Annotated in this window: 26 protein-coding genes; 18 read left to right on the top strand and 8 right to left on the bottom strand. The window is 66.7% G+C overall.

All coding sequences use genetic code 11. The features are described from left to right. Window positions 1–10: 10 nt before the first annotated feature. Together BLU18_RS01920 and BLU18_RS01915 are read left to right on the top strand one after the other, a co-directional pair. Window positions 11–499: a 50S ribosomal protein L11 gene (locus tag BLU18_RS01920; protein ID WP_092630629.1), complete on the top strand. Its 489-nt coding sequence runs from the start codon at window positions 11–13 to the stop codon at window positions 497–499. A 45-nt stretch (window positions 500–544) separates the two neighbouring features. Continuing rightward, a complete protein-coding gene (locus BLU18_RS01915) occupies window positions 545–1,882 on the top strand; it encodes a nickel pincer cofactor-dependent isomerase, group 22 (protein ID WP_092630626.1) in 1,338 nt (445 codons plus the stop codon). A gap of 10 nt (window positions 1,883–1,892) precedes the next feature. On the opposite strand, the gene BLU18_RS01910 is transcribed toward BLU18_RS01915, so the two are convergent. Further along, window positions 1,893–2,987 (bottom strand): NADH:flavin oxidoreductase/NADH oxidase, encoded by a 1,095-nt coding sequence (locus BLU18_RS01910; protein WP_092630623.1) that lies wholly within the window; start codon window positions 2,985–2,987, stop codon window positions 1,893–1,895. A 56-nt stretch (window positions 2,988–3,043) separates the two neighbouring features. Beyond that, entirely contained in the window at window positions 3,044–3,739 is a 696-nt protein-coding gene (locus BLU18_RS01905; RefSeq protein WP_092630620.1) for a TOBE domain-containing protein, read from the bottom strand. Between the two features lie 183 nt (window positions 3,740–3,922). On the opposite strand from BLU18_RS01905, the gene BLU18_RS01900 reads away from it, so the two are divergent. The 13 genes from BLU18_RS01900 (at window position 3,923) to BLU18_RS01840 (ending at window position 13,121) form a co-directional block, all read left to right on the top strand. Further along, window positions 3,923–5,044, top strand: coding sequence for an extracellular solute-binding protein (locus BLU18_RS01900; RefSeq protein WP_092630617.1), 1,122 nt, complete (start codon window positions 3,923–3,925; stop codon window positions 5,042–5,044). Between the two features lie 108 nt (window positions 5,045–5,152). Next, on the top strand, window positions 5,153–6,073 hold the full coding sequence (locus BLU18_RS01895; RefSeq protein WP_245697852.1) for an ABC transporter permease: 921 nt from the start codon (window positions 5,153–5,155) through the stop codon (window positions 6,071–6,073). Then, window positions 6,070–7,044 carry an ABC transporter ATP-binding protein gene (locus BLU18_RS01890; protein ID WP_092630611.1) on the top strand — a complete coding sequence of 325 codons (975 nt, stop codon included), beginning with the start codon at window positions 6,070–6,072 and terminating at the stop codon, window positions 7,042–7,044. Before BLU18_RS01895 ends, BLU18_RS01890 begins: the two co-directional genes overlap by 4 nt. Before the next feature lie 134 nt (window positions 7,045–7,178). Continuing rightward, the gene (locus BLU18_RS01885) at window positions 7,179–7,817 is read left to right on the top strand and encodes a 50S ribosomal protein L1 (RefSeq protein ID WP_092630608.1); all 639 of its coding nucleotides are present in this window, start codon (window positions 7,179–7,181) and stop codon (window positions 7,815–7,817) included. After that, window positions 7,814–8,869 (top strand): 50S ribosomal protein L10, encoded by a 1,056-nt coding sequence (locus BLU18_RS01880; protein ID WP_092630605.1) that lies wholly within the window; start codon window positions 7,814–7,816, stop codon window positions 8,867–8,869. The genes BLU18_RS01885 and BLU18_RS01880 overlap by 4 nt, the downstream gene beginning before the upstream one ends. A gap of 18 nt (window positions 8,870–8,887) precedes the next feature. After that, the gene (gene rpl12p, locus BLU18_RS01875) at window positions 8,888–9,235 is read left to right on the top strand and encodes a 50S ribosomal protein P1 (protein WP_092630601.1); all 348 of its coding nucleotides are present in this window, start codon (window positions 8,888–8,890) and stop codon (window positions 9,233–9,235) included. A gap of 89 nt (window positions 9,236–9,324) precedes the next feature. Then, window positions 9,325–10,554: a tripartite tricarboxylate transporter permease gene (locus BLU18_RS01870; protein WP_092630598.1), complete on the top strand. Its 1,230-nt coding sequence runs from the start codon at window positions 9,325–9,327 to the stop codon at window positions 10,552–10,554. Between the two features lie 61 nt (window positions 10,555–10,615). Then, window positions 10,616–10,795 carry an HVO_2753 family zinc finger protein gene (locus BLU18_RS01865; protein ID WP_092630595.1) on the top strand — a complete coding sequence of 60 codons (180 nt, stop codon included), beginning with the start codon at window positions 10,616–10,618 and terminating at the stop codon, window positions 10,793–10,795. Between the two features lie 2 nt (window positions 10,796–10,797). After that, the gene (locus BLU18_RS01860; RefSeq protein ID WP_092630592.1) at window positions 10,798–11,064 is read left to right on the top strand and encodes an elongation factor 1-beta; all 267 of its coding nucleotides are present in this window, start codon (window positions 10,798–10,800) and stop codon (window positions 11,062–11,064) included. Window positions 11,065–11,114: 50 nt separating this feature from the next. Further along, window positions 11,115–11,405 carry a 50S ribosomal protein L21e gene (locus BLU18_RS01855; RefSeq protein WP_092630589.1) on the top strand — a complete coding sequence of 97 codons (291 nt, stop codon included), beginning with the start codon at window positions 11,115–11,117 and terminating at the stop codon, window positions 11,403–11,405. 7 nt (window positions 11,406–11,412) lie between these two features. Beyond that, complete coding sequence (locus tag BLU18_RS01850; protein WP_092630586.1) at window positions 11,413–11,769, top strand: RNA polymerase Rpb4 family protein; 357 nt, start codon at window positions 11,413–11,415, stop codon at window positions 11,767–11,769. Window positions 11,770–12,029: 260 nt separating this feature from the next. Further along, window positions 12,030–12,641, top strand: coding sequence for an RAD55 family ATPase (locus BLU18_RS01845; protein ID WP_092630583.1), 612 nt, complete (start codon window positions 12,030–12,032; stop codon window positions 12,639–12,641). 60 nt (window positions 12,642–12,701) lie between these two features. Continuing rightward, complete coding sequence (locus BLU18_RS01840; protein ID WP_092630580.1) at window positions 12,702–13,121, top strand: CoA-binding protein; 420 nt, start codon at window positions 12,702–12,704, stop codon at window positions 13,119–13,121. Here the strand turns inward: BLU18_RS01840 and BLU18_RS01835 are convergent. The 5 genes from BLU18_RS01835 to BLU18_RS01815 all read right to left on the bottom strand — a co-directional run bounded on the left by BLU18_RS01835 (window position 13,118) and on the right by BLU18_RS01815 (window position 18,020). Continuing rightward, window positions 13,118–13,402 (bottom strand): DUF5798 family protein, encoded by a 285-nt coding sequence (locus BLU18_RS01835; protein ID WP_092630577.1) that lies wholly within the window; start codon window positions 13,400–13,402, stop codon window positions 13,118–13,120. The two genes, BLU18_RS01840 and BLU18_RS01835, sit on opposite strands and share 4 nt — an antisense overlap. 45 nt (window positions 13,403–13,447) lie before the next feature. Next, a complete protein-coding gene (locus BLU18_RS01830; protein WP_092630574.1) occupies window positions 13,448–14,494 on the bottom strand; it encodes an ABC transporter permease in 1,047 nt (348 codons plus the stop codon). Further along, a complete protein-coding gene (locus BLU18_RS01825; RefSeq protein WP_092630571.1) occupies window positions 14,487–16,334 on the bottom strand; it encodes an ABC transporter permease family protein in 1,848 nt (615 codons plus the stop codon). Before BLU18_RS01825 ends, BLU18_RS01830 begins: the two co-directional genes overlap by 8 nt. Then, window positions 16,331–17,221 (bottom strand): ABC transporter ATP-binding protein, encoded by an 891-nt coding sequence (locus BLU18_RS01820; RefSeq protein ID WP_092630569.1) that lies wholly within the window; start codon window positions 17,219–17,221, stop codon window positions 16,331–16,333. The genes BLU18_RS01825 and BLU18_RS01820 overlap by 4 nt, the downstream gene beginning before the upstream one ends. A gap of 67 nt (window positions 17,222–17,288) precedes the next feature. Further along, on the bottom strand, window positions 17,289–18,020 hold the full coding sequence (locus tag BLU18_RS01815) for a competence/damage-inducible protein A (protein WP_092630566.1): 732 nt from the start codon (window positions 18,018–18,020) through the stop codon (window positions 17,289–17,291). Window positions 18,021–18,244: 224 nt separating this feature from the next. Between BLU18_RS01815 and BLU18_RS01810 the strand changes: the two genes are divergently transcribed. Continuing rightward, entirely contained in the window at window positions 18,245–19,084 is an 840-nt protein-coding gene (locus BLU18_RS01810) for a zinc-ribbon domain-containing protein (RefSeq protein WP_092630563.1), read from the top strand. 9 nt (window positions 19,085–19,093) lie between these two features. Here the strand turns inward: BLU18_RS01810 and BLU18_RS01805 are convergent, their stop codons facing one another. Further along, complete coding sequence (locus tag BLU18_RS01805) at window positions 19,094–19,954, bottom strand: 3-hydroxyacyl-CoA dehydrogenase family protein (RefSeq protein WP_092630559.1); 861 nt, start codon at window positions 19,952–19,954, stop codon at window positions 19,094–19,096. A gap of 106 nt (window positions 19,955–20,060) precedes the next feature. Between BLU18_RS01805 and BLU18_RS01800 the strand changes: the two genes are divergently transcribed. Together BLU18_RS01800 and BLU18_RS01795 are read left to right on the top strand one after the other, a co-directional pair. Beyond that, window positions 20,061–20,873, top strand: a complete 813-nt coding sequence (locus tag BLU18_RS01800; RefSeq protein WP_092630556.1) for a class I fructose-bisphosphate aldolase — start codon at window positions 20,061–20,063, stop codon at window positions 20,871–20,873. Continuing rightward, window positions 20,873–21,721, top strand: a complete 849-nt coding sequence (locus BLU18_RS01795) for a class 1 fructose-bisphosphatase (RefSeq protein WP_092630553.1) — start codon at window positions 20,873–20,875, stop codon at window positions 21,719–21,721. Before BLU18_RS01800 ends, BLU18_RS01795 begins: the two co-directional genes overlap by 1 nt. The last annotated feature ends 66 nt before the right edge of the window (window positions 21,722–21,787 follow it).

The raw sequence follows: 21,787 nt of genomic DNA, 5'->3' as shown, positions 1-21,787 counted from the left end.
TTGATGCGATATGGCTGGAACTATCGAAGTGCTCGTTCCCGGCGGCGAGGCCACGCCCGGCCCGCCGCTCGGACCGGAGCTGGGCCCGACGCCCGTGGACGTGCAGGCCGTCGTACAGCAGATCAACGACGAAACCGCGGCTTTCGACGGCATGGAAGTTCCCATCACCGTCGAATACGACGATGACGGCTCGTTCACCATCGAAGTCGGCGTCCCGCCGACGGCGGAACTCATCAAGGACGAAGCCGGCTTCTCCACGGGCAGCGGCGAACCCCAAGAGACCTTCGTCGCCGACCTCTCGGTCGAACAGGTCCAGAAGATAGCCGAGCAAAAGCAGTCCGACCTGCTCGCCTACGACCTGAAAAACGCCGCGAAGGAAGTCGTCGGCACCTGCGTCTCGCTCGGTGTCACCATCGAGGGCAACGACCCCCGACAGTTCAAAGAGCGCATCGACGACGGCGAGTACGACGACCGGTTCGCGGACGAAGCGGCCGCGTAACGCCGACCGTCGGTTTCTTTTCCACGTCCCGACTACCCCCTCGGGATGAACGATTCGCTCGTCGTCCCCGAGGACACCATCCGAACGACCGTCGGTGACATCGCCATCCCCCGAATGGGTGTCGTCGAACAGGTCTGGGACACCGACCCGATTCCGACCGAGGAGATAGAGTCGCGCGCCCTCGACGCCACCTACGACCTCGATTTCGGCGACGTACCCGATGGTGGCGAGGTAGCCATCGGCGCCGGAAGCCGCGGCATCGCCAACCTCCCAGCCATCGTCAGCGGCGTCGTCGCCGGCGTCCGCGAACAGGGCTACGACCCCTTCGTCTTCCCGGCGATGGGAAGTCACGGCGGCGCGACCGCCGAGGGCCAACGCGAGAAACTCGAGACGCTGGGGGTGAGCGAGGAGACGATTGGCTGTGAGATTCGCGCGACGATGGACGTCGAGACGGTGGGCGAGACGCCCGACCGGGGTGTGCCGGTGTACGCCGACGCGAACGCCGTCGCCGCCGACAGCATCGTGATGGTCAACCGAATCAAGCCCCACACCGACTTCAGCGGTGAGGTGGAGAGCGGCCTCTCGAAGATGCTCGTCATCGGCATGGGGAAACAGCGCGGCGCGAAGATGGCCCACGACTGGGCGGTCGACTGGAGCCTCCGCAACATGCTCCCCGAAATCGCGAGCCTCTTGCTCGACTCTCTCCCCGTCGCCGGCGGCGTCGCCATCGTCGAAGACGAACACGACGACACGACGCTCATCGAGGGCGTGCCCGCGTCGGGCTTCCTGAAACGGGAGCGCGAACTCCTCGAGATGGCCCACGACCGCATGCCGAAACTCCCTTTCGATGACCTCGACGTCCTCGTCGTCGACCGCATCGGCAAGGACGTGAGCGGGCAGGGGATGGACACGAACGTCACCGGGCGCCGCCACTTCACCATCAACGAACCCGAACCCGAGTCACCGACGGTCAAACGCATCTATCTCCGAGGGCTGACCAAGAAGTCCAAGGGGAACGCGATGGGGATGGGCCAAGCGGACTTCGCCCACCGCGAGGTGAAAGAGGTGCTCGACTGGTCGAAATCGACCATCAACGCCATCACCGCCAGCACCGTCCGCGGCGTGCGACTCCCGCCGGTCGTCGAGAACGACCGCGCCGGCCTCCTCGGGACGCTCGGCACCATCGGCCCCGTTCCCGGCGACGAGGCGCGCCTCCTGCGCGTCACCGACACGATGCGCCTGGAGCGGTGTTACGCCTCGCCAGCGCTGATCGAAGACGCACGGGACCGCGACGACCTGCGCGTGGTCGTCGACCCCGAAGACGTCGAATTCGACGAAAACGGCGACTTCGAGGCGCCGTCACCGGACCTCGGTCACGAATAGCGACGGTCGGTTAGAACGCGCGGTGGTACTGGACCGGCACCTCGACGTCGTCGAGGCGGTCGAGTTCCTGTGCGGCGTGGAGGGCGAAGTAGGGGTCGCGCAAGTGTTCGCGCCCGACGATGGCGAGGTCGGCTCGCTCGTTGCGGACGAGGGCGTCGGCCTGTTCGGCCGTGGTGATGCCGCCGACGGCGCCGACGGCGACGTCTTCGTCCGAGTCCTGTTTGACGCGGCGCGCGTAGCGTTCCTGATAGCCCGGGCCGGTCGACGGAATCTGCTGGTCGGGGTGGATGCCGCCCGCGCTCACGTCGATGAGGTCGACGCCGAGGGAGGCGAGGTCGTCGGCCAGGCGGACGGACTGGGACACGTCCCACGATTCGCGGTCGGGGAGCCAGTCGGTCGCGGAGATGCGGACGAACAGAGGGTCGTCGTCGGGCCACACGTCGCGGATTTCGGTCGTGATTTCTCGGAGCAGACGGGTTCGATTCCGGAAGCTGCCGCCGTACTCGTCGTCTCGCTGGTTGGTGACGGGCGAGAGGAACTCGTGGAGGAGGTAGCCGTGGGCGGCGTGAATCTCGGCGACGCGGAAGCCTGCCTCGTGGGCGCGTTCCGCGGCGGCCCGGAAGGAATCTATCAGGTCGTCGATGTCGTCGCTCGTCATCTCGCGAGTCGGGACCGTCTCCTCCTCGTAGGGCCACGGGGTCGCACTGGGGGCAATCGTCTCCCAGCCATCGTCGTCCGTGATGGGGTCGCTGCCCTCCCACGGGCGGGTCTTGGAGGCCTTCCGGCCGGCGTGGGCGAGTTGGATGCCGGGGACGCTGCCTTGCTCGCGAATCGAGGCTGTGATGTCGGCGAGGGCGTCGGTGTGGTCGTCGCTCCAGATACCGAGGTCGTGCGGGGTGATGCGGCCGCGTGGCTCGACGGCCGTCGCCTCGGTCATGACGAGGCCGGCGCCGCCGACAGCGCGACTGGCGAGATGGGTGTGATGCCAGTCGGTCGCCAGGCCGTCGCGGCCCTCGCAGGAGTACTGACACATCGGGGAAACCATGACGCGATTCGGTATCTCGGTGCCACGAAGCTCCAGCGGTGTAAACAGATCAGCTGACACGAATTTCCGTTGGGGCGCGGCGGCGATACACCTGCCGGAACCGGCGAAGGTGTGGCCTACTCGCCGCCGACGGGGATACCCCGCGTCGCCGTCGCCTTGAGCGAGGCGACGACTTCGGTTCCGGGCTGGAGGTCCAGTTTCTCCACGCTGGTGTCGGTCACCAGCGCCGAGAGCGTCACGCTGCCGACGTCGACTGTGACGAGAGCGACGGACTCGCCGGCGTCGATACTTTGGACTACCCCAGCCAGGCGATTGCGAGCGCTGGTCCGCTCCGAGTCGGGGGACTGGGACGGCGACTGGAGCGTCACGGCGTCGGCGCGGATGGTGAGGCGAACCTCGCCGTCCGTGTCGCCGGGGACGAGTGCCCGAACGGTTCCCGCGTCCGTCTCGACGGTTGCGAGTTCGCCCTCTCGGTCGACGACCCGCCCGTCGAGGGCGGTCTCTGCCGTCTCGGCGACCCCGCTGAACTCCGCACGGAGTCGGTCGTAACGCGCGAGGAGGTCACGCGCCTCGGCCGTCAGACGACTGCCGCCGCCGCCCGACCCGCCGCGTTCGCGCGTCACGAGGTCGCCGAAGGTGTCTTCCAGTTCCACGATGCGCTGTTGCGCTCGAGAGTAGGACCGCTCCAGCGCCGTCGCCGCCGCGTTGATAGAACCGTGGTCGTCGATGGCCCGCAACAGCGTCACGTCCCGCGCGGTGAGTGTCACGTCACCCTGACCGATTCGGGCGTCGAACTCGGTCGAGAAATCCATGGGTGGTGTACGGCTCGAGGCGTCAAAGGCCTTACCGCCGAGACCAAAAGACTGGACTCGTCGCCACCCACCGGCTGGTCTGCCCAGTACGGCCGATTCTCGGCAGTGACGTGCCTCCGACCGTCGCCCGCCCTGACTCCGAAGACATTATGTCGGATAAAAAATAACGCCGTTGTGCTACCAATGAAACAACGAGAACAGAAGGAACACTGGAAGCAGGTGGTCAACGGTCGCTCGCGTCGTAACGTTCTGAAGGGCCTCGGTGCGGCAGGTATCGCTGGTCTGGCCGGCTGTTCTGGTGGCGGCTCGGGCGGCGAAGGTGGTTCAGGCGGTGACGGTGGCTCGGATAGTGATGGTGGCTCGGATAGTGACGGTGGCTCGGGCGGGTCCTCGGGCGTCAGCGGCTCGATGACTATCTTCCACGCCGGCAGTCTCGCGGCGGCGTTTAGTGAGGCCGAACCGACCTTCGAGGAGGAGTACGGCGTCGACGTGAACCGCGAGCCGAAGGGTTCGGTCGCATCGACCCAGAAAATCACCCAGCAGGGACGCTCGGCGGACGTGCTCGGAACCTCCGACTTCCGGCTCATCCGTGACCGAATCGTCCCCGACTACGGCGACTGGTACTCCATCTTCGTGACGAACTCGATGTCGATTCAGTACCGCGAGGACTCGCCGGGTGCGGACGAGATTTCGAAGGACAACTGGTGGGAGATTCTCTCGCGTGACGACGTCACCGTCGGCCACGCCGACCCGGCGGTCGACCCCGGTGGCTACCGCGCGGTGATGACTCAACAACTCGGGAAAGAGGAGTTCCAGGGAGAGGCACTCTACGACGACTCGACCTATCAGAAGATTCGAGAGAACTCGACGGTGCCGACGGGAACCGAAACCAAGCTCAAGGGGCAGCTCGAGTCCGGCGCGCTCGACTACGCGTTCTACTACCAGTCTATCTCCAGTACGGCGGACATGCCCTTCATCGACCTCCAGCCGCAGGTCGACCTCTCGAAGGCGACCAGCGAGTACGCCGAACACTACGCAAAAGCAGAGGTCGAAACCAGCAGCGGGACGTTCACCGGCGCTCCCATCGCCTACGGGATGACGGTGCCGAACGTCGCGGAAAACCCCGAAGCGGGTGCGGCGTGGATCGAATACTTCGCAAGCGACGCTGGCCGGACGATTCTCGAGGACATGGGTCTGGTGCCAGTTGAGCCTATCGTCGTCCCCCAGAGCGGGCAGGACGCCGTGCCACAGCGAGTCATGGACGTCGCCTCCGCTCAGAGCAGTCTCGGCCCGCTCGAGCTGTAACGCCCAGCACCGACACATCTATATTCCCAACTGGGAATAACGATAGTAATGGCTGCAGGTACTGAAACACGATTTTCTGAGATTAGTTTTGGGCGGGTGTCGCTCGCAGTGGCGTTTATCGCGGTGCAAGCGCTCGCGTTCGTGGGGGCGTACGCCGTCGGCCGGCCAACGTGGTACGCGTTCTTCATGATTGCCAGTACGGCGGTTACGGCGTACGTACTCCACCGGGACTCCTTCATCGTCGCCGCGGCGACGCTGGGGAGCGTGTTGATGGTCGCGCTCGGACTCCCACTGTTCCTATTCGTCGCCAGACAACAGCCGGCTATCGTCGTCGAGAAGGCGTTCAACCCAGACGTGCATCGGATGCTCTATCTCGGCATCTACGGGCCGTTTCTCGCCGCGCTCGCCAGCCTGATTTTCGGCATCCCGCTCGCCTATCTGTTCGCTGAGGGCTTCGCTGGCCAGCAGTTGGTCGAGAGTCTGGTCGACCTGCCGCTGGTCGTGCCCCACAGCGTCGCGGGCATCATCATCCTCTTTGGCTTCGGTTCGGGTGGTGCGTTCCCGAACGTCTCCGTCCTCGGGAGCATGATAGGCATGATTCTGGCGATGACGTTCGTGAGCGCGCCCTACGCCGTCAACGCGACGCGAGAGGCCTTCGAATCCATCGATGACCGTCTCGAATATGCCTCGCGCATTCACGGGGCGAGTCGGTGGGACACGTTCCGCCGAGTGACGGCGCCTCTGGCGGTCCGCGGAATCGTCACTGGGGGTGTCCTCGCGTGGGCGCGGGCTGTCTCCGAGTTCGGCGCCGTCGCCGTCGTCGCCTACTCCGTCTCCTTCTTCTACCCGCCGGCCGGGGGTGAGGTGACCGCCCAGCACGCACCCGTGTTCGTCTATGGGACGTACCTGCAGGGAGGACTCGCTGAGAGTGGCGCCGTCGCGTTCATCCTGCTGGCCGTGTCGGCGGTCATCTTCCTCCTCATCCGACACCTCACGAGCGGCAGTTCGACCACCGGAGGTGTCGTATGAGCTTTCACGCGGACGTGTCGGCGACGTTCGACGCCGACGGAGCGGAGCCGTTCCACGTCGACGCCGCGTTCGAAGTCGAGCGCGGCGAGAGTCTGGTCATCCTCGGTCCCAGTGGGAGCGGGAAAACGCTCTTGCTGGAGACAGTCGCCGGGTTCCACTCCCACGACGGCCTCGTGACCCTCGACGGCCAGCGCGTGAGTGGCACACCGCCCGAGAAGCGTGACTTCGGCTTCGTCTTCCAGGATTACGCGCTCTTCCCGCACATGACCGTGCGCGAGAACGTCGCCTTCGGTCGGAAGTACCACGACGACATCCGTGACCCCGACACGTTGCTTGACGAACTCGGCGTCGGAGGGCTGACGAACCGCTACCCGCCCACGCTCTCGGGTGGCGAACAACAACGAGTGGCGCTGGCGCGGGCGCTGGCAGTCCGGCCAGAGGTCATGCTGCTGGACGAACCGCTCGCGGCCCTCGACGTACCGACGCGGCAGGCGCTCCGCGACGACTTGGCGGACGTGCTCTCCGACGTGACTGCCGTCTACGTCACGCACAACCGGACGACTGCCCGCGCGCTCGCCGACCGTATCGCCGTGATGAACGATGGGCAAGTCGTGCAGGTCGGCACGCCCGAAGACGTCTTCGAGCGCCCCGACTCGCCGTTAGTCGCTCGCTTCACCGGGTCGAACGTCGTCGACCTCGACGACGCTCCGTCGATCCGCGAGGCAGTCGATTCGGGCGGCGGTGTCGTCGCTATCCGACCGGAATCGATTACGCTCGGCGACGACGGCGACGTTCGAGGTACTGTCGAGCGTATCGTCCGCGAGGACGCCACCAACCGCGTGACCGTCGCCGTCGACGAGACGACTGTCGAAGTGTTCACGGACCGGCCACTCGCCGTGGGTGACGGGGTGTGGCTGACCGTCCCCGACGACGTTCACGTCTGCCGGACGCACGCGGCGACGTCGGCCTGAGACGGGTCGCATCGGCAGTATCACCGTCGGTGCTTCGACGGGTTTAAGTCCGGCTTCCCCCACTTTCCGGTGAGACAGGCCACCGCCTGTTTCACTGACCCGTAGGAGCATTTAGCGTACTACGGAGGTGAAAGATGGCAGATACAATAGAGGAAGCAGTAAATCACGCCCTCGACGAGGCCCCGCCGCGGAACTTCCGCGAGACGGTCGACCTCGCCGTGAATCTGCGTGATCTCGATCTCAACGACCCGTCGAATCGTGTCGACGAGAGTGTCGTCCTGCCGGCCGGAACCGGTCAGGAGACACAGATCGTCGTCTTTGCTACTGGTGAGACCGCACTTCGTGCGGAAGACGTCGCGGACGAAGTCCTCGACCCTGACGAGCTCGAAGAGCTCGGGGACGACGACGACGCCGCGAAGGATCTCGCCGACGAAACAGACTTCTTCGTCGCGGAAGCGTCGATGATGCAGGACATCGGTCGCTATCTCGGGACCGTCCTCGGGCCGCGCGGTAAGATGCCGACGCCGCTGCAGCCCGACGACGACGTCGTCGAGACGGTGAGCCGAATGAAAAACACCGTCCAGCTCCGAAGCCGTGACCGACGCACGTTCCACACGCGCGTCGGCGCGGAGGACATGGACGACGAAGAAATCGCCGACAACATCGACGTGATCGTCCGTCGTCTCGAAGCCGCTCTCGAGAAGGGGCCGCTCAACATCGACGCGATCTACGTCAAGACGACCATGGGTCCGTCCGTGGAGGTGCCCGCATGAGCGAGAGCGAAGCGGTGCGCAAGACCGAGACGATTCCCCAGTGGAAACAGGAGGAGGTCGACGAACTTGTCGACTTCATCGACTCCTACAGCAGCGTCGGCGTCGTCGGCGTCGCTGGCATTCCGAGTCGCCAGCTCCAGAACATGCGCCGTGACCTCCACGGCAGCGCCGAAGTCCGGATGAGCCGTAACACGCTCGTCCGCCGAGCGCTCGAAGAGGTCGGCGAGGGCCACGAGCAGCTCGCTGAGAACATCAACGGGCAGGTGGCGCTGATCGGAACCGACGACAACCCGTTCGGACTCTTCCAGCAGCTGGAAGCCTCGAAGACGCCCGCACCCATCAACGCGGGCGAAATCGCCCCCAACGACATCGTGATTCCCGAGGGCGACACCGGCGTCGACCCCGGTCCGTTCGTGGGCGAGCTCCAGCAGGTGGGCGCGGAAGCGCGCATCATGGACGGGTCGATTCAGGTGACCGCCGACTCGACGGTGCTCGAAGCCGGCGAGGAGGTCAGCGACGAACTCGCGAACGTCCTCGGCGAACTCGGTATCGAGCCGAAGGAAGTCGGGCTCGACCTGCGCTCGGTCTACTCCGAGGGCGTCCTGTTCGAACCCGAGGAACTCGCCATCGACGTGGACGAGTACCGCGCCGACATCGAGTCCGCGGCCGCCGCGGCCCGGAACCTCTCGATCAACGCGGAGTACCCGACCACCCAGACGGTGGGCGCCCTCCTGGCCAAGGCGGCCGGGCAGGCCAAGTCGGTCGGTCTCTTCGCCGCTATCGAGGACCCCGAGCTGATGCCGGACCTCGTGTCGAAGGCTGACGGACAGGTCCGCGCACTCGCGGCACAGATCGACGACGAGGAAGCGCTTCCTGAGGAACTGCGCGGCGTCGAAGCGCCCGCAGCGACCGAGGAAGCGGACACTGAGGAATCGAGCGACGAAGCAGAGACGGACGACACCGAGGACGAAGCGGACGCCGACGCCGACACCGACGACGACGATGACGACGGTGGCGACGCTGGCGAAGGCCTCGGTGCAATGTTCGACTAACAACGGAGATACACGACAATGGAATACGTTTACGCAGCACTCATCCTGAACGAGACTGGCGAAGAGATCAACGAAGACAACGTAACCGCGGTCCTCGAATCCGCCGGTGTCGACGTGGAGCAGTCCCGCGTCAAGGCGCTGGTCGCCGCCCTCGAGGACGTCGACATCGAGGAGGCCATCGACACGGCCGCCGCCGCGCCCGCCGCAGGTGGCGCCGCTGCCGGTGGCTCCTCCAGCAGCGACGATGACGACGACGAAGGTGGCGACGAGGCCGACGAAGGTGGCGACGAGGCCGACGAAGGTGGCGACGAAGAGGAAGAGGACGAAGAGGCCAGCGGCGAGGGCCTCGGCGAACTCTTCGGCTAACTCGGTCACCCGACCAATCCGATTTTTTCGGGCGCTACGTCGCCAGCGACGCGTACCTTCAAGAGCGGTGGCGCCGCCACCTCCCCGGGATGGCCCCCGAGTTCCTCGTCACTGCTCCAGTCGGCGTGACGACGCTCGGCTACGCCTGCTTCGGCATCGCGCTCGGCACCTGTAGCGGACTGACGCCCGGCCTGCACGCAAACAACTTCGCGCTCGTCCTCGCCGCGTTCGTCCCCGCGTTGCCGGGGCCGACCGTCGCACTCGGCGCGGCGATGCTCGCGGCGGGCGTCGTCCACACGTTTCTCGACATCGTGCCGGCGCTCGCCCTCGGCGTCCCGGACCCGGCCACGGCGGCGGTCACGCTTCCGGGGCATCGGCTCGTCCTCGACGGGCGCGGGTTGGAGGCGCTGCGCCTCTCGGCGCTCGGAAGCGGCCTCGCCGTCGTCGCTGCGCTCGTCGTCGCCGTTCCGCTCACGCAGGCCGTCGAAGTCGCGTATCCGACGCTGCGCCGACACATGCCGGCCGTCCTCGTCGTCGTCGGCCTCGTCCTCGTGTTTACGGAGTCGACGTGGCCGCGGCGGGTCGCGGCCGTCTGCGTCCTCGGCGTCGCCGCCGGACTGGGGTGGGTCGTCCTCGACCTGTCGCTCTCGGGGCCAATCGCCGCGGGTGGCGTCCTCGCGCCGCTGTTCGCCGGCCTGTTCGGCGCGCCGGTGTTAATCGAGGCGCTTGACGGCGAGGGCATCCCGCCGCAGGCCGACCCGACGGTGACGCTCGACCGGCGAACACTCGCGGGCACGGCGGGGGCGGGCGCCGGCGCGGGTGCGCTGGTCGGCTACCTCCCCGGCGTCTCCGCGGCCGTCGGGACGGTGCTCGTCCTCCCGGCGGTGCCGGGCGAGGCCGACGCTCGCGGCTTCCTCGTCGCGTCGAGTGGGGCGAACACCGCCAACACGATTTTCGCGCTGTTCGCACTCCTCGCGCTCGGGACGCCGCGAACCGGGGTGATGGTCGCGATGGACCGCGCGGGCGTCCCCGGCGCGACGGGCGTCCTCGTTGCCACGGCGTGTCTCGCGTCGGCAGTCGGCTTCGCGCTCGTCGTCTCTGTCGGCGACGCGTATCTCCGCACTGTCGGCCGGTTGGACCACACTCGCGTCTCGCTCGTGACTGGGGGGTTACTCGTCGTCCTCGCGTACCTCTTCGCCGGTGGGATGGGGCTAGCGGTGTTCGCATTGGCGGCCGTCGTGGGCCTGCTTCCGCCGGTCTTGGGCGTGCGCCGGGTTCACCTCATGGCCGTCCTCGCACCGGCTATCGTCGCGGGGTGACGTTGAGGGCGACGAAACCCGAAAGACAACGATTAAAAGCCGCGGGCGGGTTGATTAGCGTATGAGCCAGACGGAAGGAAAACAGGAGCGCCAGTGTGTCTCCTGTGGCATTAACATCACCGGGATGAGTGCCGCCGCGTTCAAATGCCCGGACTGCGGCCAGCAGATCTACCGCTGTGCGAAGTGCCGCAAACAGAGCAACCTCTACGAATGCCCGGACTGCGGATTCAGGGGGCCGTAACGATGGGGAAGGTCGCCGCCAAGATGAAGGTCATGCCGCAGAGCCCCGAAATCGATCTCGACGACCTGCAGGACAAGCTCGAGGCGTCGCTCCCCGAGGGCGCGAAGATCAACGGGTTCGAGCGTGACGAAGTCGCGTTCGGCCTCGTGGCGCTTCTGCCGACGGTCATCGTTCCCGACGACGCCGGTGGAACCGAGGCCGTCGAGGAGTCTTTCTCGGGCGTCGACGGCGTCGAAAGCGTCTCCGTCGAGAACGTCGGTCGCATCTAACGCGTAACGCACCATTTATAATCGCCACCGCAGTAATCACTCACACGACAATGCCGAGTTCAAATGGCCCGCTGAAGGGGACGCGCGGTAAGCTCTCGAACGACCCCCGAGAGCGCGGCGCCTCCCCGCCCCAGCGCGCGATTCAGGAGTACGAAACCGGTCAGAAAGTCCACCTCAAAATCGACCCCAGCGTCTCCGAAGGTCGGTTCCACCCCCGTTTCGACGGGCACACCGGAACCGTCGTCGGCACGCAGGGTCGTGCCTTCAAGGTCGAAATCAACGACGGCGGCAAGGACAAGACGCTCATCGCGCGCGCGGCCCACCTCAAGGCCCAGCAGTAGTCGCGCGATGACTATATTCAAAGAAAAGCTCGACGAGGAGTTCGTCACCGTCTCCGAAGTCAAAGAGCTCCTCGCCGAGGTCGAAGCCGAGCGGGCCGCAGACCCCGACCGCGAGATGCGCTACGAGCTCGCGCGGGCCATCGAGCACGCCAACACGTTCGCCTTCCTCGGTGCCGAGGAGTCGCGCGAACTCGTCGAGGACCTCCTTAACCTCGAACAGGTCGACGAGGAAGCGGCGTTCAAAATCGTGGACCTGCTCCCAGAGGACCGCGACGAACTCCGCTCCGTGTTCGCTCACGGGCGGTACTCGCTCGACGGCGACGAACTCGACGAAATCCTCAACGTCGTCGCGAAGTACGCCTGACCTCCTCTCATCGCATTTTTCCGACTGCACCGCCGGGACGAGTGTGCCGAGCACACGTATCAGGATTCGGACGTAGGTCGGGAGAAACCCGGATTTCGCGGACGGTCACCGTCTATCCGGCTCTCATCCCTCGATTCTACGCAATCAAAAAGAATATTACCGGCTCACTATATGTACCTACTACCTCATGATCTCCGGTGAGTTGTGTCGTTTGCAGGGCGAGGCTCTGCCCCGTCAATTCGCTCCCGTGAGGGTTCGTGATGTATGATCTTGGTCCGCCGTTGGAGGCCGAGGTTGAAGAGGGGACGAACCTGCTCATCTCGGGCCCCGCACTCACCGGTAAGAAGCAGCTCGCGTTCGACATTCTAGCGTCCGGCATCCAGAACGGCGAGGGTGCCATCGTCGTCAGCAACACCGACGGCGCAAAGCGCGTCTTCGAGGCGTTCGACGACCGGGTCGACTACACCGACCGCCCCGTCGCCGTCGTCGACTGCGTCACCCGACAGCAAGGCGTCAGCGAGGCGCGCGACGACGCGAACGTCCGGTACACCTCCTCGCCGGTCGACATGACCGGCGTCGGGATCAAGTTCTCCGAACTGCTCGAGGAGTTCTACGAGCGTCGCGGCGTCACGCGAAATCGTGTCTTCCTCGACTCGCTGTCGACGCTCCTGATGTATTCTGACCTCCAGACGGTGTTTCGATTCCTCCACGTCTTCACCGGGCGCGTCCAGAGCGTCGACGGCCTCGGCCTCTACGCCATCGACTCCTCCGCGCACGACGACAAGACGATGAACACCCTGAAGCAGTTGTTCGACGGCGTCATCGAAACCCACGAGGACGGCGAACCAACCGCCAATCTGCCCGACGTCTGAGCGGCGCCGGACGACGCGAGGAGCCACACCTTTCATTCGCCGGGGACGCGTACGGCCGCCATGGACGCCACCGACGAGGAGATTCGCTCGCTCTTGGACGCCGAGACGATAGCCGTCGTCGGCTGTTCGGGGACGCCGGGCAAGGCCGCACACGACGTACCCGCCTACCTCCAGGAGCAAGGCTACGACGTGATTCCGATCAATCCGAACCGCGACGTGGTGCTCGGCCGAGAGGCGCCGGACAGCCTCGGAGACGTCGCCGACGACGTCGACCTGATAGACGTGTTCCGCCCGAGCGAGGAGGTGAGTTCCATCGTCGATGACGCGGTCAAGCGCCGCCAGCGTCACGACGATGTCGAGGGTCTCTGGTTACAGCGGGGCATCCGCGACGACGCGGCGGCGGACCGCGCCCGCGACGCCGGCTTGGTCGTCGTCCAAGATAGGTGTCTGATGGTCGCGCACCGCGAGTTCCGCGGTTAGGCCGATTCGTCGTCGTCTTCGCCGGCCGCTTCTTCCGCGTCGACGACGTGCACGTCGGCGGTGACGGCGTCGATGTCGATGTCGTGTTCTTCGGCGAGCGCTTCGAGGAGCGCTCGCTGTTCGGCGAGTTCGTTTTCCATGTGGTCGATGCGGACTTTCGTCTCGTCGACCGTCTCCCGCGTCTCGGCGACCTGCTCGCGGAGCTGGTTCAGGCGGGTGTACACGTCCTCGGCCATGTCGGTGACCTGCTGGAGCTTCTTCGCCGTGCTTCCGAATCCCATACATCGTCTGTTCGCCGCGCGCCTTGAGTGTGTTTCGGGGCGCCGTCAGTCCGCGATGCCGATGCGGGGGACGGCCCGCCGAAGCACGACGTACGCGCCGACGCCGAGGGCGACGTAGCCGACGACCAGCACGGGGTACGTCGGGCCGACGCTGCCGACGGCGAGTCGCGCGACGGAGTTGATGGGATTCGCGGGGAGGAGCGTCGTCCCGCCGAACGCGACGAGGACGCCGACGGCGTAGAGGAACTGCGCCGCGCGTCGGTCGGGGGCAAGCAAGGCGAGCGTCGCGCCGAGTGTCACCACCAGCAGGGAGAGCGCGGCGACGACGGTCAGTATCGCGACCGGGTGCCGGACGGCCGTCCCGTTGAACGCGAGGAGCGCGAGCCACAGGCCGGCCTGTGCGGGCGCGAGCGCCGCCGCCGCCCACACCTTGCCGTCGACGATGTCGACCGTCGAGATGGGCGCGACCCGCAGGAGTTCGAGCGTCCCGCGTTCGAACTCCTCGGTCACGGAGTCGACGGCGATGGACCCGCTGATGAAGACGGGCAGAAAGCACAGCAAGGGGAGCAACACGGTGTAGCTGAACCCGTAGTAGGGCGTCGATCCCGACTGTGGCGGCAGGTCGAGCGTCGTCGACGACAGGTAGCTCGACCGCTGGTCGCGCTCGACGCGTTCGAACGCCGAGAGCGCGTCGCGCAACTGCACGACGGTCACCGTCGTCCGCACGGACCCGTCGGGTGCCAGCGCCGTCACGAACACCCGCCCGGACCGACGGTCCGCAAGGAGGACGGCATCGACCTCCCCGCGTTCGAACGCCGCCCGCGCCGTCGATTGGGAGGCGTAGCCGACGCCGTCCATCGCCGCTTGCTCGTCGACGACGCCCAAGAGGTCGGCCCTCGCGTCGCCGGTCACACCGACCGTTGTCTCGTACCCCTCGACGCCGCTGGGGTCGTACAGCGAGACGAGGCCGACGACGAGGAACGACGAGAAGGCGGCGATGAAGAGTTGGATGAGCAAGGCGAGGACGATGGTCTTCTCGGACCGGAGCGTCTGGAGTTCCCGCCGGGCAATCGTCAGGCGTGGCTCACCCAAGGGTGCTCACCACCACGAGGTTGTAGGCCGCGTGAACGGCGATTGCTGGCACCAGCGCGACGAGATACGTCCGCCGACTGCGCGTCGCGCCCAGCGCCGCGATGCTCGTCGTCACCGCGTGCAAGAGGAGGGGCGCGAGGAGGAGCGCCAGTCCCATCGCGGGCGTCGCGACGACGCCGGTCGGCGTGAACGCCGCCTGCCCGAGCGTGAGCGAGGGGAGGCCGACCAGTTGGACGATGGCGGTGAACTTCTCGCCGACGAAGAAGCCGAACCCGGAGAGTGCCCCGAGCGTGAACGCCATTCGCCAGTCGCGCCGGCCGGCGAACGGCCCGCGAAAGCCCGCGTAGACGTGGACACTCTTGGCCACCTCTTCGACGCCAGCGACGACGACGAGCAACAGCGGCACCGACACGTCGACGGGCAGGACGAACAGGACGGCGATGGCGAGGAGTTCGGCGATGAAGACGAAGGGGATGGAGAGCGCGCTGAGGAGGGCAACCGAGCGCGGTCGGTGGATGCGACTGTTCAGCGCGTCGAGGAACTTCAGCGGCACGGGGCGTTGGGTGAACATGTCCTCCTCGCGGTAGACGCCGACGCCGAGGAGGAAACACACCAGCGACCCGACGTAGAAGGGACCGGTCGCGAAGGCGTACTCACCCGCCGTAATCGCCGTCCCCTGCAGGTCGTGGACGACGAGCGTCAGCGGCGAGATGAGCGCGATTGGCGTGACGTTCGTGAAGATGGCGGGGACGAACGCGTAGGAGGTGAGGAAGACGGAGATGGAGACGGTGACGAAGGTGAGCTCCTTGAATGACCGGGCGAACATGCCGCCGACGAAGGTGGCGGCGAGATACAGCGCCGCGATGGGTGCGACAGCGGCGACGCTCACTGCGCCGCCGCCGATGGCGAGGGCGACGACGGCGGTGATGCCGACGAGCAAGCCGAGGTAGGGGAGGGTCTTGCCCGCGACGATGGCCGTCGGCGAGACGGGGGCAACCAAGAGGAGTTCGCCCCGGCGGTTGATTCGCTCGTTGAGGATGCTACTCCCGTAGGGTTGGATGACGAAGTTCATGGGGATGAAGAAAACGAAGGCGAGGACGAGTGCGCCGAAGGGGAACGGTGGGGAGATGTCCGCGGGCGACCCCGAGGTGCTCCCGCCGAACAAGCCGCCCATGGCGCCGAAGCCCGGAACGCCGAGCGACCCGTCGTCGTCGTCACCGGCCGTCGGCGTCCCTGTCTGGTCCGTCGTTTGGCCGGTGCCCGACTCGCCGGAGAGGCCACCTTCGTCTCCGCTGTCGCCGTCGCCGCCGTCGGTCCCTCCCGCCGTCCCGCTATCGACCGTCGCGCCGTCCGGCGTCATCGAGCCCTGTTCGGCGTAGGTGAGGGTGACGACTACCGGGAACGCCGCCGACTGGTTCGACTCCGCACCCATCAGGTCGAGGTTGTGCCGGCGGACTGCGTCCCGAAGCGTCGAGAGCGCGGCCCGTGCCTTCTGCGAGTCGGCGACGTAGAACCGGCCGTCGCGGACGACCACGTCGATTCCGCGGCCCAGTCGACCGAGGTCGGGCGAGCGTGTCGCGAGCGCCGGACTGTCTTCGACGACTTCGTGATACGGGCTGTCGGGTGAGACGCCGACGCGGTAGATGTCGCGGTCGAGGGCGACACCGCCCGTCGTGAGCGCCGCGCCGCCGACGGCGCCGGCGAGGAGGAGGGCGACGAGGCCGAGTATCGCCGTCTGTCGGTCGACGACGCCGGCGCTCCGACTCGCCTCCCAGCGAGCGATGCGCGCGACGGCACGCCCCCACTGGCGGAGGCGGTCGACGGCCGACCGACCGCTCACGACCCACCCCGCGGGTCGGCGTCGGCGTTCGTCGCCAGGTCGAGGAAGATGTCTTCGAGGCTCGGTTCGCGCGTGCGGATATCGACCACTTCGCCGCCGTTGTCGGCGGCCCGCGTGCGGACCTCTTCGACCGCGTCCATGTCCTCAACGGTGACGACGTAGCGGTCGCCCTCCTGCTTGCTGTCGTCGAGGGGGACCGACGTGAACACGCGGTAGTCGGTCGTGCCGTGTTCGTCGCGAATCTCGGGGACGGTCCCGCGTGCGACGATTTCGCCGCGGTTCATGATGGCGACTCGGTCACAGACGCTCTCGACGTGATAGAGGTTGTGCGCGCTGAAAATAACCGTCTTGCCCGCGTCGCGGAGTTCGCGGACGAAGTCGAGGACGTAGTTGGTCGTGAGCGGGTCGAGTCCGCTCGCGGGTTCGTCGTATATCAACACGTCGGGGTCGTTCACCAGCGAGCGAGCGATGGCCACCTTGCGTTTCATCCCCTTCGACACGTCGCCGAGGCGCCGGTCGCGGTGGTCGAGTTCCAGTCGGTCGAGCGTGTCTTCGATGCGCTCGGTCGCGACGGCGTCGGGCACGTCGTAGAGGTCGGCGAAGAAGTCCAGATACGACCGCGCGGTCATGTCCTCGTAGAGCGGCGACTCCTCGGGGAGAAAGCCCAGCGAGTGCCGCATCTCGGGGTCGCTGGCGTCGAATCCCGCGACGGTCGCAGTGCCGCTCGTCGGGTCGACGAGGCCGGCGATCATCTTCAGCGTCGTCGTCTTGCCCGCGCCGTTCGGGCCGACGACGCCGAAAATCTCGCCGCGGTCGACGCTGAACGTACTGCCGACGACGGCGGGAAAGTCGCCGTAGGTCTTGCGGAGGGACTCGACCTCGATCATCTACCGGCGTGACGGCCGGCGGGGGGTTAAACGCACGGCTCGCAGAATCACTCGTGATACGGGACCGTCAGTCGTCGACGATTTCCACGCGGTCGCGGAGCCAGTCGACGGCGGCGGCGACGGCAGCGGGGTCCGTCCCCGTCACCTTCAGGCGGTTCGCCGTCTCCGAGTTGGGGTAGCTGCCGACCGTCACGTCGAAGCGCTCGCGGACGCCGGCGAGGGCGTCGACCATCGACCCCTCGGGCTGGGGGGTGTAGAGCGTCGTCGAGACGGTGTCGCCGCCGAACTCGCCGGCGACGAGTTCGAAGAGCGCCTTCATCTCGTCGGGCACGCCGGGGAAGACGTAGACGTTCTCGATGACACACCCGGGACAGAGCCCCTCGGGGTTGATGAGGGGGCGACTCCCCTCGGGGAGCGACGCCCACGCGTCCACGTCGAGGTCGATGTCGTGGGCCTCGACCAGCTCGGGGTTGCGGTCGCGGTAGGCCGCCACCGTCTCGATGACGTCCTCTCGGACCGAGGGGTCGACGGTCAGGTCGCGGCCGAACGCCTCGGCGACGGCGTCGGCAGTCACGTCGTCGTGCGTGCCGCCGAGGCCGCCGGTGATGACGACGGCGTCGAAAGCCGCTCGCCACTCGGTCACGGTGTCGCGAATCACCGCGTGGTCGTCGGGGACGGTGAGGATACGGACGACTCGCACGCCCCGGTCGCTCAACTGCCCCGCGAGCCACGTCGCGTTCGTGTTCGTCGTATCGCCCGCCAGTACCTCGTCACCGACGGTGAGAATGGCGACTTCCATCGGCTACCAACAGGGTGGCCGCGGCCAAAAGCGACCCGGATTGAGGGTCGACACCGAGCAGACGGCCCGGAATCGAGGTATCGCATCGGTCGGCGGTCGGAGAGACGGCTACTGCCGCGCGCGGCGCCACCCACAGTAACGGTGAAGGGGTTGTAGTGTCACTGAAATAACTATCACGCTGCCGCGTGGCACGCCGAGAGCGGTGACCGACGGCCGGAACGACCATGAGTAACACCACCGAGGACCCGCGCTGTCCGAACTGCGGCGAGCCCATCGGCCGGACTGCGACCTACTGTATGCACTGTTCGACCGACCTCACGGAGGAACGGGCGGCGGCCGACGCAGACGGCGACGGAGTGTGGGACAGCGCAGAGATGGATGCGGAGACCGAGACGGCGACGACTCCGGGGTCCGCTTCTCGGGAGTCCTCGTCCGGCGTCGGCGCTACGCTCTCGACGTACGGCCGCCGGGTCGGAGACGCGGTGGACGAGGCGGTGACTGGCGTCACCGGCGGCGGGAACGCCGATGGACTGTTGGCTCCCGACAGTGTCGTCGACGACACGCTCACCGCACTCGTCGGTATCGTCGGCGGACTCGTCGTCGGTGTGGTCGGCACCGTCGTTTTGGGGGCTGTCACGGGGAGTGGCATGGCAATCCCGTTCGGTATCGTCGCGTGGCTGGGCGCCACCGCGTATCTCGTCCGCCGGCGGACGGTTCAGGACGCTATCTCGAAAAGCGGCTACGCCGTCGCGGCCGTCTTGCTGTGCGTGCCGGTGATTGCACTCAGTCCGTTCCTCCCCGTCGACGGTGGTCTGGGGGAACGGGGCGGGCTCTTCGTCGTGTTGCTCTTTTTCGTGGGTGCCCCCGCCGCTATCGCTATCCTCGTCGGACTGGTCGCCTCGCGGTTCGTCCCGGACGACGCCGGGAGTGGCGACGCTGACGAGGATGACGGCGTCGCGGAGGGCGACACCGGCAGCGACGGGCCCGACGACGTGGATGCCGTCACGGAGGGTGACGACGGAGTGGTCACCGACGCCGGGCCGAGGACCGACATCGAGGAGTGACCGAACCGGTCAGTCGTACTCGTAGAAGCCACGCCCCGTCTTCCGACCCAAGTCGCCGGCGTCGACCTTTCGCTTGAGGAGGTAGGGCGGCTTGTAGCGGTCGCCGAGTTCCTCGGCAAGCGTCTGGCTAGCGTCGAGACAGACGTCCAGTCCGATGTGGTCGGCGAGTTCGAGCGGTCCCATCGGGACGTTCGTCCCGAGTTTCAGGCCCGCGTCCATGTCGGCCTTGTCGGCGACGCCCTCGTCGTACGCGCGGATGCCCTCGTTTATCCACGGCATCAACACGCGGTTGACGACGAAGCCCGGCTTGTCGTCGGCTTCCCACGTCGTCTTGCCGAAGTCCTCCGCGAGGGCGTGCGAGAGGTCGACTACAGCCTCACTCGTCCGTTCGCCGACGACGAGTTCGAGGCCCTCCATGATGGGCGCAGGGTTCATGAAGTGGAGGCCGACGACGAGTTCGGGGCGCTCCGTCGCGGACGCGATGGTCGTAATCGAGAGCGTCGAGGTGTTGGTCGCGAGGACCACGTCGTCGTCGACGGCCTCGTCGAGGTCCGTGAAGATGTCCTGCTTGATGTCCATGTTCTCGACGGCGGCCTCGATGACGTAGTCACAGCTCGCGAGGTCCGCAAGGTCGGTCGTGCCCGTGATGCGGTCGACAGCCGCGTCGGCCTCGTCGCGAGTGAGCTGTTCTTTCTCGACGAACCGTGAGAGACTGTCGTCGATGCGGTCGAATCCGCTCGCAATTAGGTCGTCTTCGATGTCGCGCATCACCACGTCGTAGCCGGCGGTAGCAGCCACCTGTGCGATACCGCTCCCCATCGTTCCCGCGCCGACGACGCCGACGGTGTCGATTTGTTCGAGGCTGCGCATGTGCGTCCTTGCGGGGCCGGCCGTGGTAAGGGTAGCGACGCTCGTGACTGTCTCGGGCCGACCGCGACCACACGCTTTATGTGTGATTTCGCCGGAACGTCTATACATGATTCCCGGTGCTGACGACGCAATCACCCGTGACGGCAAGGCACTGATCCTCGCGTACGACCACGGCCTCGAACACGGGCCGGTCGACTTCGACCCGGTGCCGGAGACGACCGACCCCGCGACGGTGTTCGACGTCGCGACTCACGACGCCGTGACCGCACTCGCGGTCCAGAAGGGCGTCGCCGAGGCGTACTATCCGGAGTACGAGGAGGACGTGACGCTGCTGGCGAAGCTGAACGGCACGAGCAACCTCTGGATGGGCGAACCCGACTCCGCGGTCAACTGGTCGGTCGACTACGCCGCCGAACTCGGCGCCGACGCCATCGGCTTCACCTTCTACGGTGGCTCGAACCACGAAGTCGAGATGGCAGAGGAGTTCCGCGAGGCACAGGAGGCGGCCCGCGACCACGACATGGGCGTCGTGATGTGGTCGTATCCGCGCGGTCAGGGACTCAAAGACGACACCAGCGCGAGCACCATCGCCTACGCGTCCCGTCTCGGCCTCGAACTCGGCGCCGACATCGCGAAGGTGAAATACCCCGGTTCGGAGGACGCGATGTCGTGGGCCGTTGAGAACGCGGGCAACACGAAAGTCGTCATGAGCGGCGGGTCGAAAACGAGCGACGAGGCGTTCCTCTCGACGGTTCGAGAGGCGATGGATGGCGGTGCCGACGGCCTCGCCGTCGGGCGCAACGTCTTCCAGCGTGAGAACCCCGAGGCCATCCTCGACGGCCTCGAAGCCATCATCTTCGAGGACGCGAGCGTCGAGGAGGCACTCGACGCCAACGCGGCCCTCGAAGCCGACGACTGATGTCCGACGCCGACACCGTCGCGGCCGTCCGCGACGCAATCGCCGCCGCCACGCCCGACATCCGGGCCGGCCTCCCCGGCCGCCGCGAGCAAGCCGGGTCCGAGAACCCCTCTGGCGAGCGACGCTTGGCCGCCGACGAGTACGCCGACGAACTGCTCGAAGAGCGACTCGGCGCCATCGACGGCGTGGGCGCGTACGCCAGCGAGGAACGCGAAGGCGTCGTCGACGTTGGCTCGGGGTACTCCGTCGCAGTCGACCCGCTCGACGGCTCCTCGAACCTCAAGCCGAACAACGTGATGGGGACCATCGTCGGCGTCTACGACGCCACGCTCCCCGCGAGCGGGCGTGACCTCGTCGCCGCGGGCTACGTCCTCTACGGGCCCATCACGACCATGGCCTTCGCCCACGAGGGCTCCGTCACGGAGTACCTCGTCGAGGACGGCGAGGCGACGCCGCTCCGCGAAGACGTCACGCTGCCGGACGACCCGACGGTGTACGGCTTCGGCGGCCGCGTCCCCGACTGGCCCGACGACGTGGCGGCCTACGTCGACGAAGTCGAATCCGAACTCAAGCTCCGCTACGGCGGCGCGATGATCGGCGACGTGAATCAGGTGCTGACCTACGGCGGCGTGTTCGCCTACCCGAAACTGGAGTCGGCGCCCGAGGGCAAACTGAGACTCCAGTTCGAGTGTAACCCCGTCGGCTACGTCATCGAGTGTGCGGGCGGGCGGAGTTCCGACGGCACGGGGTCGGTGCTCGACGTCGACCCGACTGACCTCCACCAGCGGACGCCGGTGTATCTCGGGACGCCGTCGCTCATCGACCGTCTCGAAGCGACGTTGGACTGAGAGCATCGCTGGCTCTGTTGGATTTGTCGAACGGTGGCAGGTTCTGCGGTCGGGATTAATACAACG

The organism is Haloplanus vescus (genome assembly GCF_900107665.1).
GTDB classification, from domain to species: Archaea; Halobacteriota; Halobacteria; order Halobacteriales; family Haloferacaceae; genus Haloplanus; species Haloplanus vescus.
Note: the sequence above shows the minus strand (reverse complement) of the source record. Positions and strands in the feature narration are given on the sequence as shown.

Excerpts from the sequence above, each read along its gene's own strand:
- BLU18_RS01920 (WP_092630629.1), top strand. The coding sequence starts at position 11 with ATGGCTGGAACTATCGAAGTGCTCGTTCCCGGCGGCGAGGCCACGCCC.
- BLU18_RS01915 (WP_092630626.1), top strand. The coding sequence starts at position 545 with ATGAACGATTCGCTCGTCGTCCCCGAGGACACCATCCGAACGACCGTC.
- BLU18_RS01905 (WP_092630620.1), bottom strand. The coding sequence starts at position 3,739 with ATGGATTTCTCGACCGAGTTCGACGCCCGAATCGGTCAGGGTGACGTG.
- BLU18_RS01900 (WP_092630617.1), top strand. The coding sequence starts at position 3,923 with ATGAAACAACGAGAACAGAAGGAACACTGGAAGCAGGTGGTCAACGGT.
- BLU18_RS01890 (WP_092630611.1), top strand. The coding sequence starts at position 6,070 with ATGAGCTTTCACGCGGACGTGTCGGCGACGTTCGACGCCGACGGAGCG.
- BLU18_RS01885 (WP_092630608.1), top strand. The coding sequence starts at position 7,179 with ATGGCAGATACAATAGAGGAAGCAGTAAATCACGCCCTCGACGAGGCC.
- BLU18_RS01880 (WP_092630605.1), top strand. The coding sequence starts at position 7,814 with ATGAGCGAGAGCGAAGCGGTGCGCAAGACCGAGACGATTCCCCAGTGG.
- rpl12p (WP_092630601.1), top strand. The coding sequence starts at position 8,888 with ATGGAATACGTTTACGCAGCACTCATCCTGAACGAGACTGGCGAAGAG.
- BLU18_RS01870 (WP_092630598.1), top strand. The coding sequence starts at position 9,325 with ATGGCCCCCGAGTTCCTCGTCACTGCTCCAGTCGGCGTGACGACGCTC.
- BLU18_RS01865 (WP_092630595.1), top strand. The coding sequence starts at position 10,616 with ATGAGCCAGACGGAAGGAAAACAGGAGCGCCAGTGTGTCTCCTGTGGC.
- BLU18_RS01860 (WP_092630592.1), top strand. The coding sequence starts at position 10,798 with ATGGGGAAGGTCGCCGCCAAGATGAAGGTCATGCCGCAGAGCCCCGAA.
- BLU18_RS01855 (WP_092630589.1), top strand. The coding sequence starts at position 11,115 with ATGCCGAGTTCAAATGGCCCGCTGAAGGGGACGCGCGGTAAGCTCTCG.
- BLU18_RS01850 (WP_092630586.1), top strand. The coding sequence starts at position 11,413 with ATGACTATATTCAAAGAAAAGCTCGACGAGGAGTTCGTCACCGTCTCC.
- BLU18_RS01845 (WP_092630583.1), top strand. The coding sequence starts at position 12,030 with ATGTATGATCTTGGTCCGCCGTTGGAGGCCGAGGTTGAAGAGGGGACG.
- BLU18_RS01840 (WP_092630580.1), top strand. The coding sequence starts at position 12,702 with ATGGACGCCACCGACGAGGAGATTCGCTCGCTCTTGGACGCCGAGACG.
- BLU18_RS01835 (WP_092630577.1), bottom strand. The coding sequence starts at position 13,402 with ATGGGATTCGGAAGCACGGCGAAGAAGCTCCAGCAGGTCACCGACATG.
- BLU18_RS01820 (WP_092630569.1), bottom strand. The coding sequence starts at position 17,221 with ATGATCGAGGTCGAGTCCCTCCGCAAGACCTACGGCGACTTTCCCGCC.
- BLU18_RS01815 (WP_092630566.1), bottom strand. The coding sequence starts at position 18,020 with ATGGAAGTCGCCATTCTCACCGTCGGTGACGAGGTACTGGCGGGCGAT.
- BLU18_RS01810 (WP_092630563.1), top strand. The coding sequence starts at position 18,245 with ATGAGTAACACCACCGAGGACCCGCGCTGTCCGAACTGCGGCGAGCCC.
- BLU18_RS01805 (WP_092630559.1), bottom strand. The coding sequence starts at position 19,954 with ATGCGCAGCCTCGAACAAATCGACACCGTCGGCGTCGTCGGCGCGGGA.
- BLU18_RS01800 (WP_092630556.1), top strand. The coding sequence starts at position 20,061 with ATGATTCCCGGTGCTGACGACGCAATCACCCGTGACGGCAAGGCACTG.
- BLU18_RS01795 (WP_092630553.1), top strand. The coding sequence starts at position 20,873 with ATGTCCGACGCCGACACCGTCGCGGCCGTCCGCGACGCAATCGCCGCC.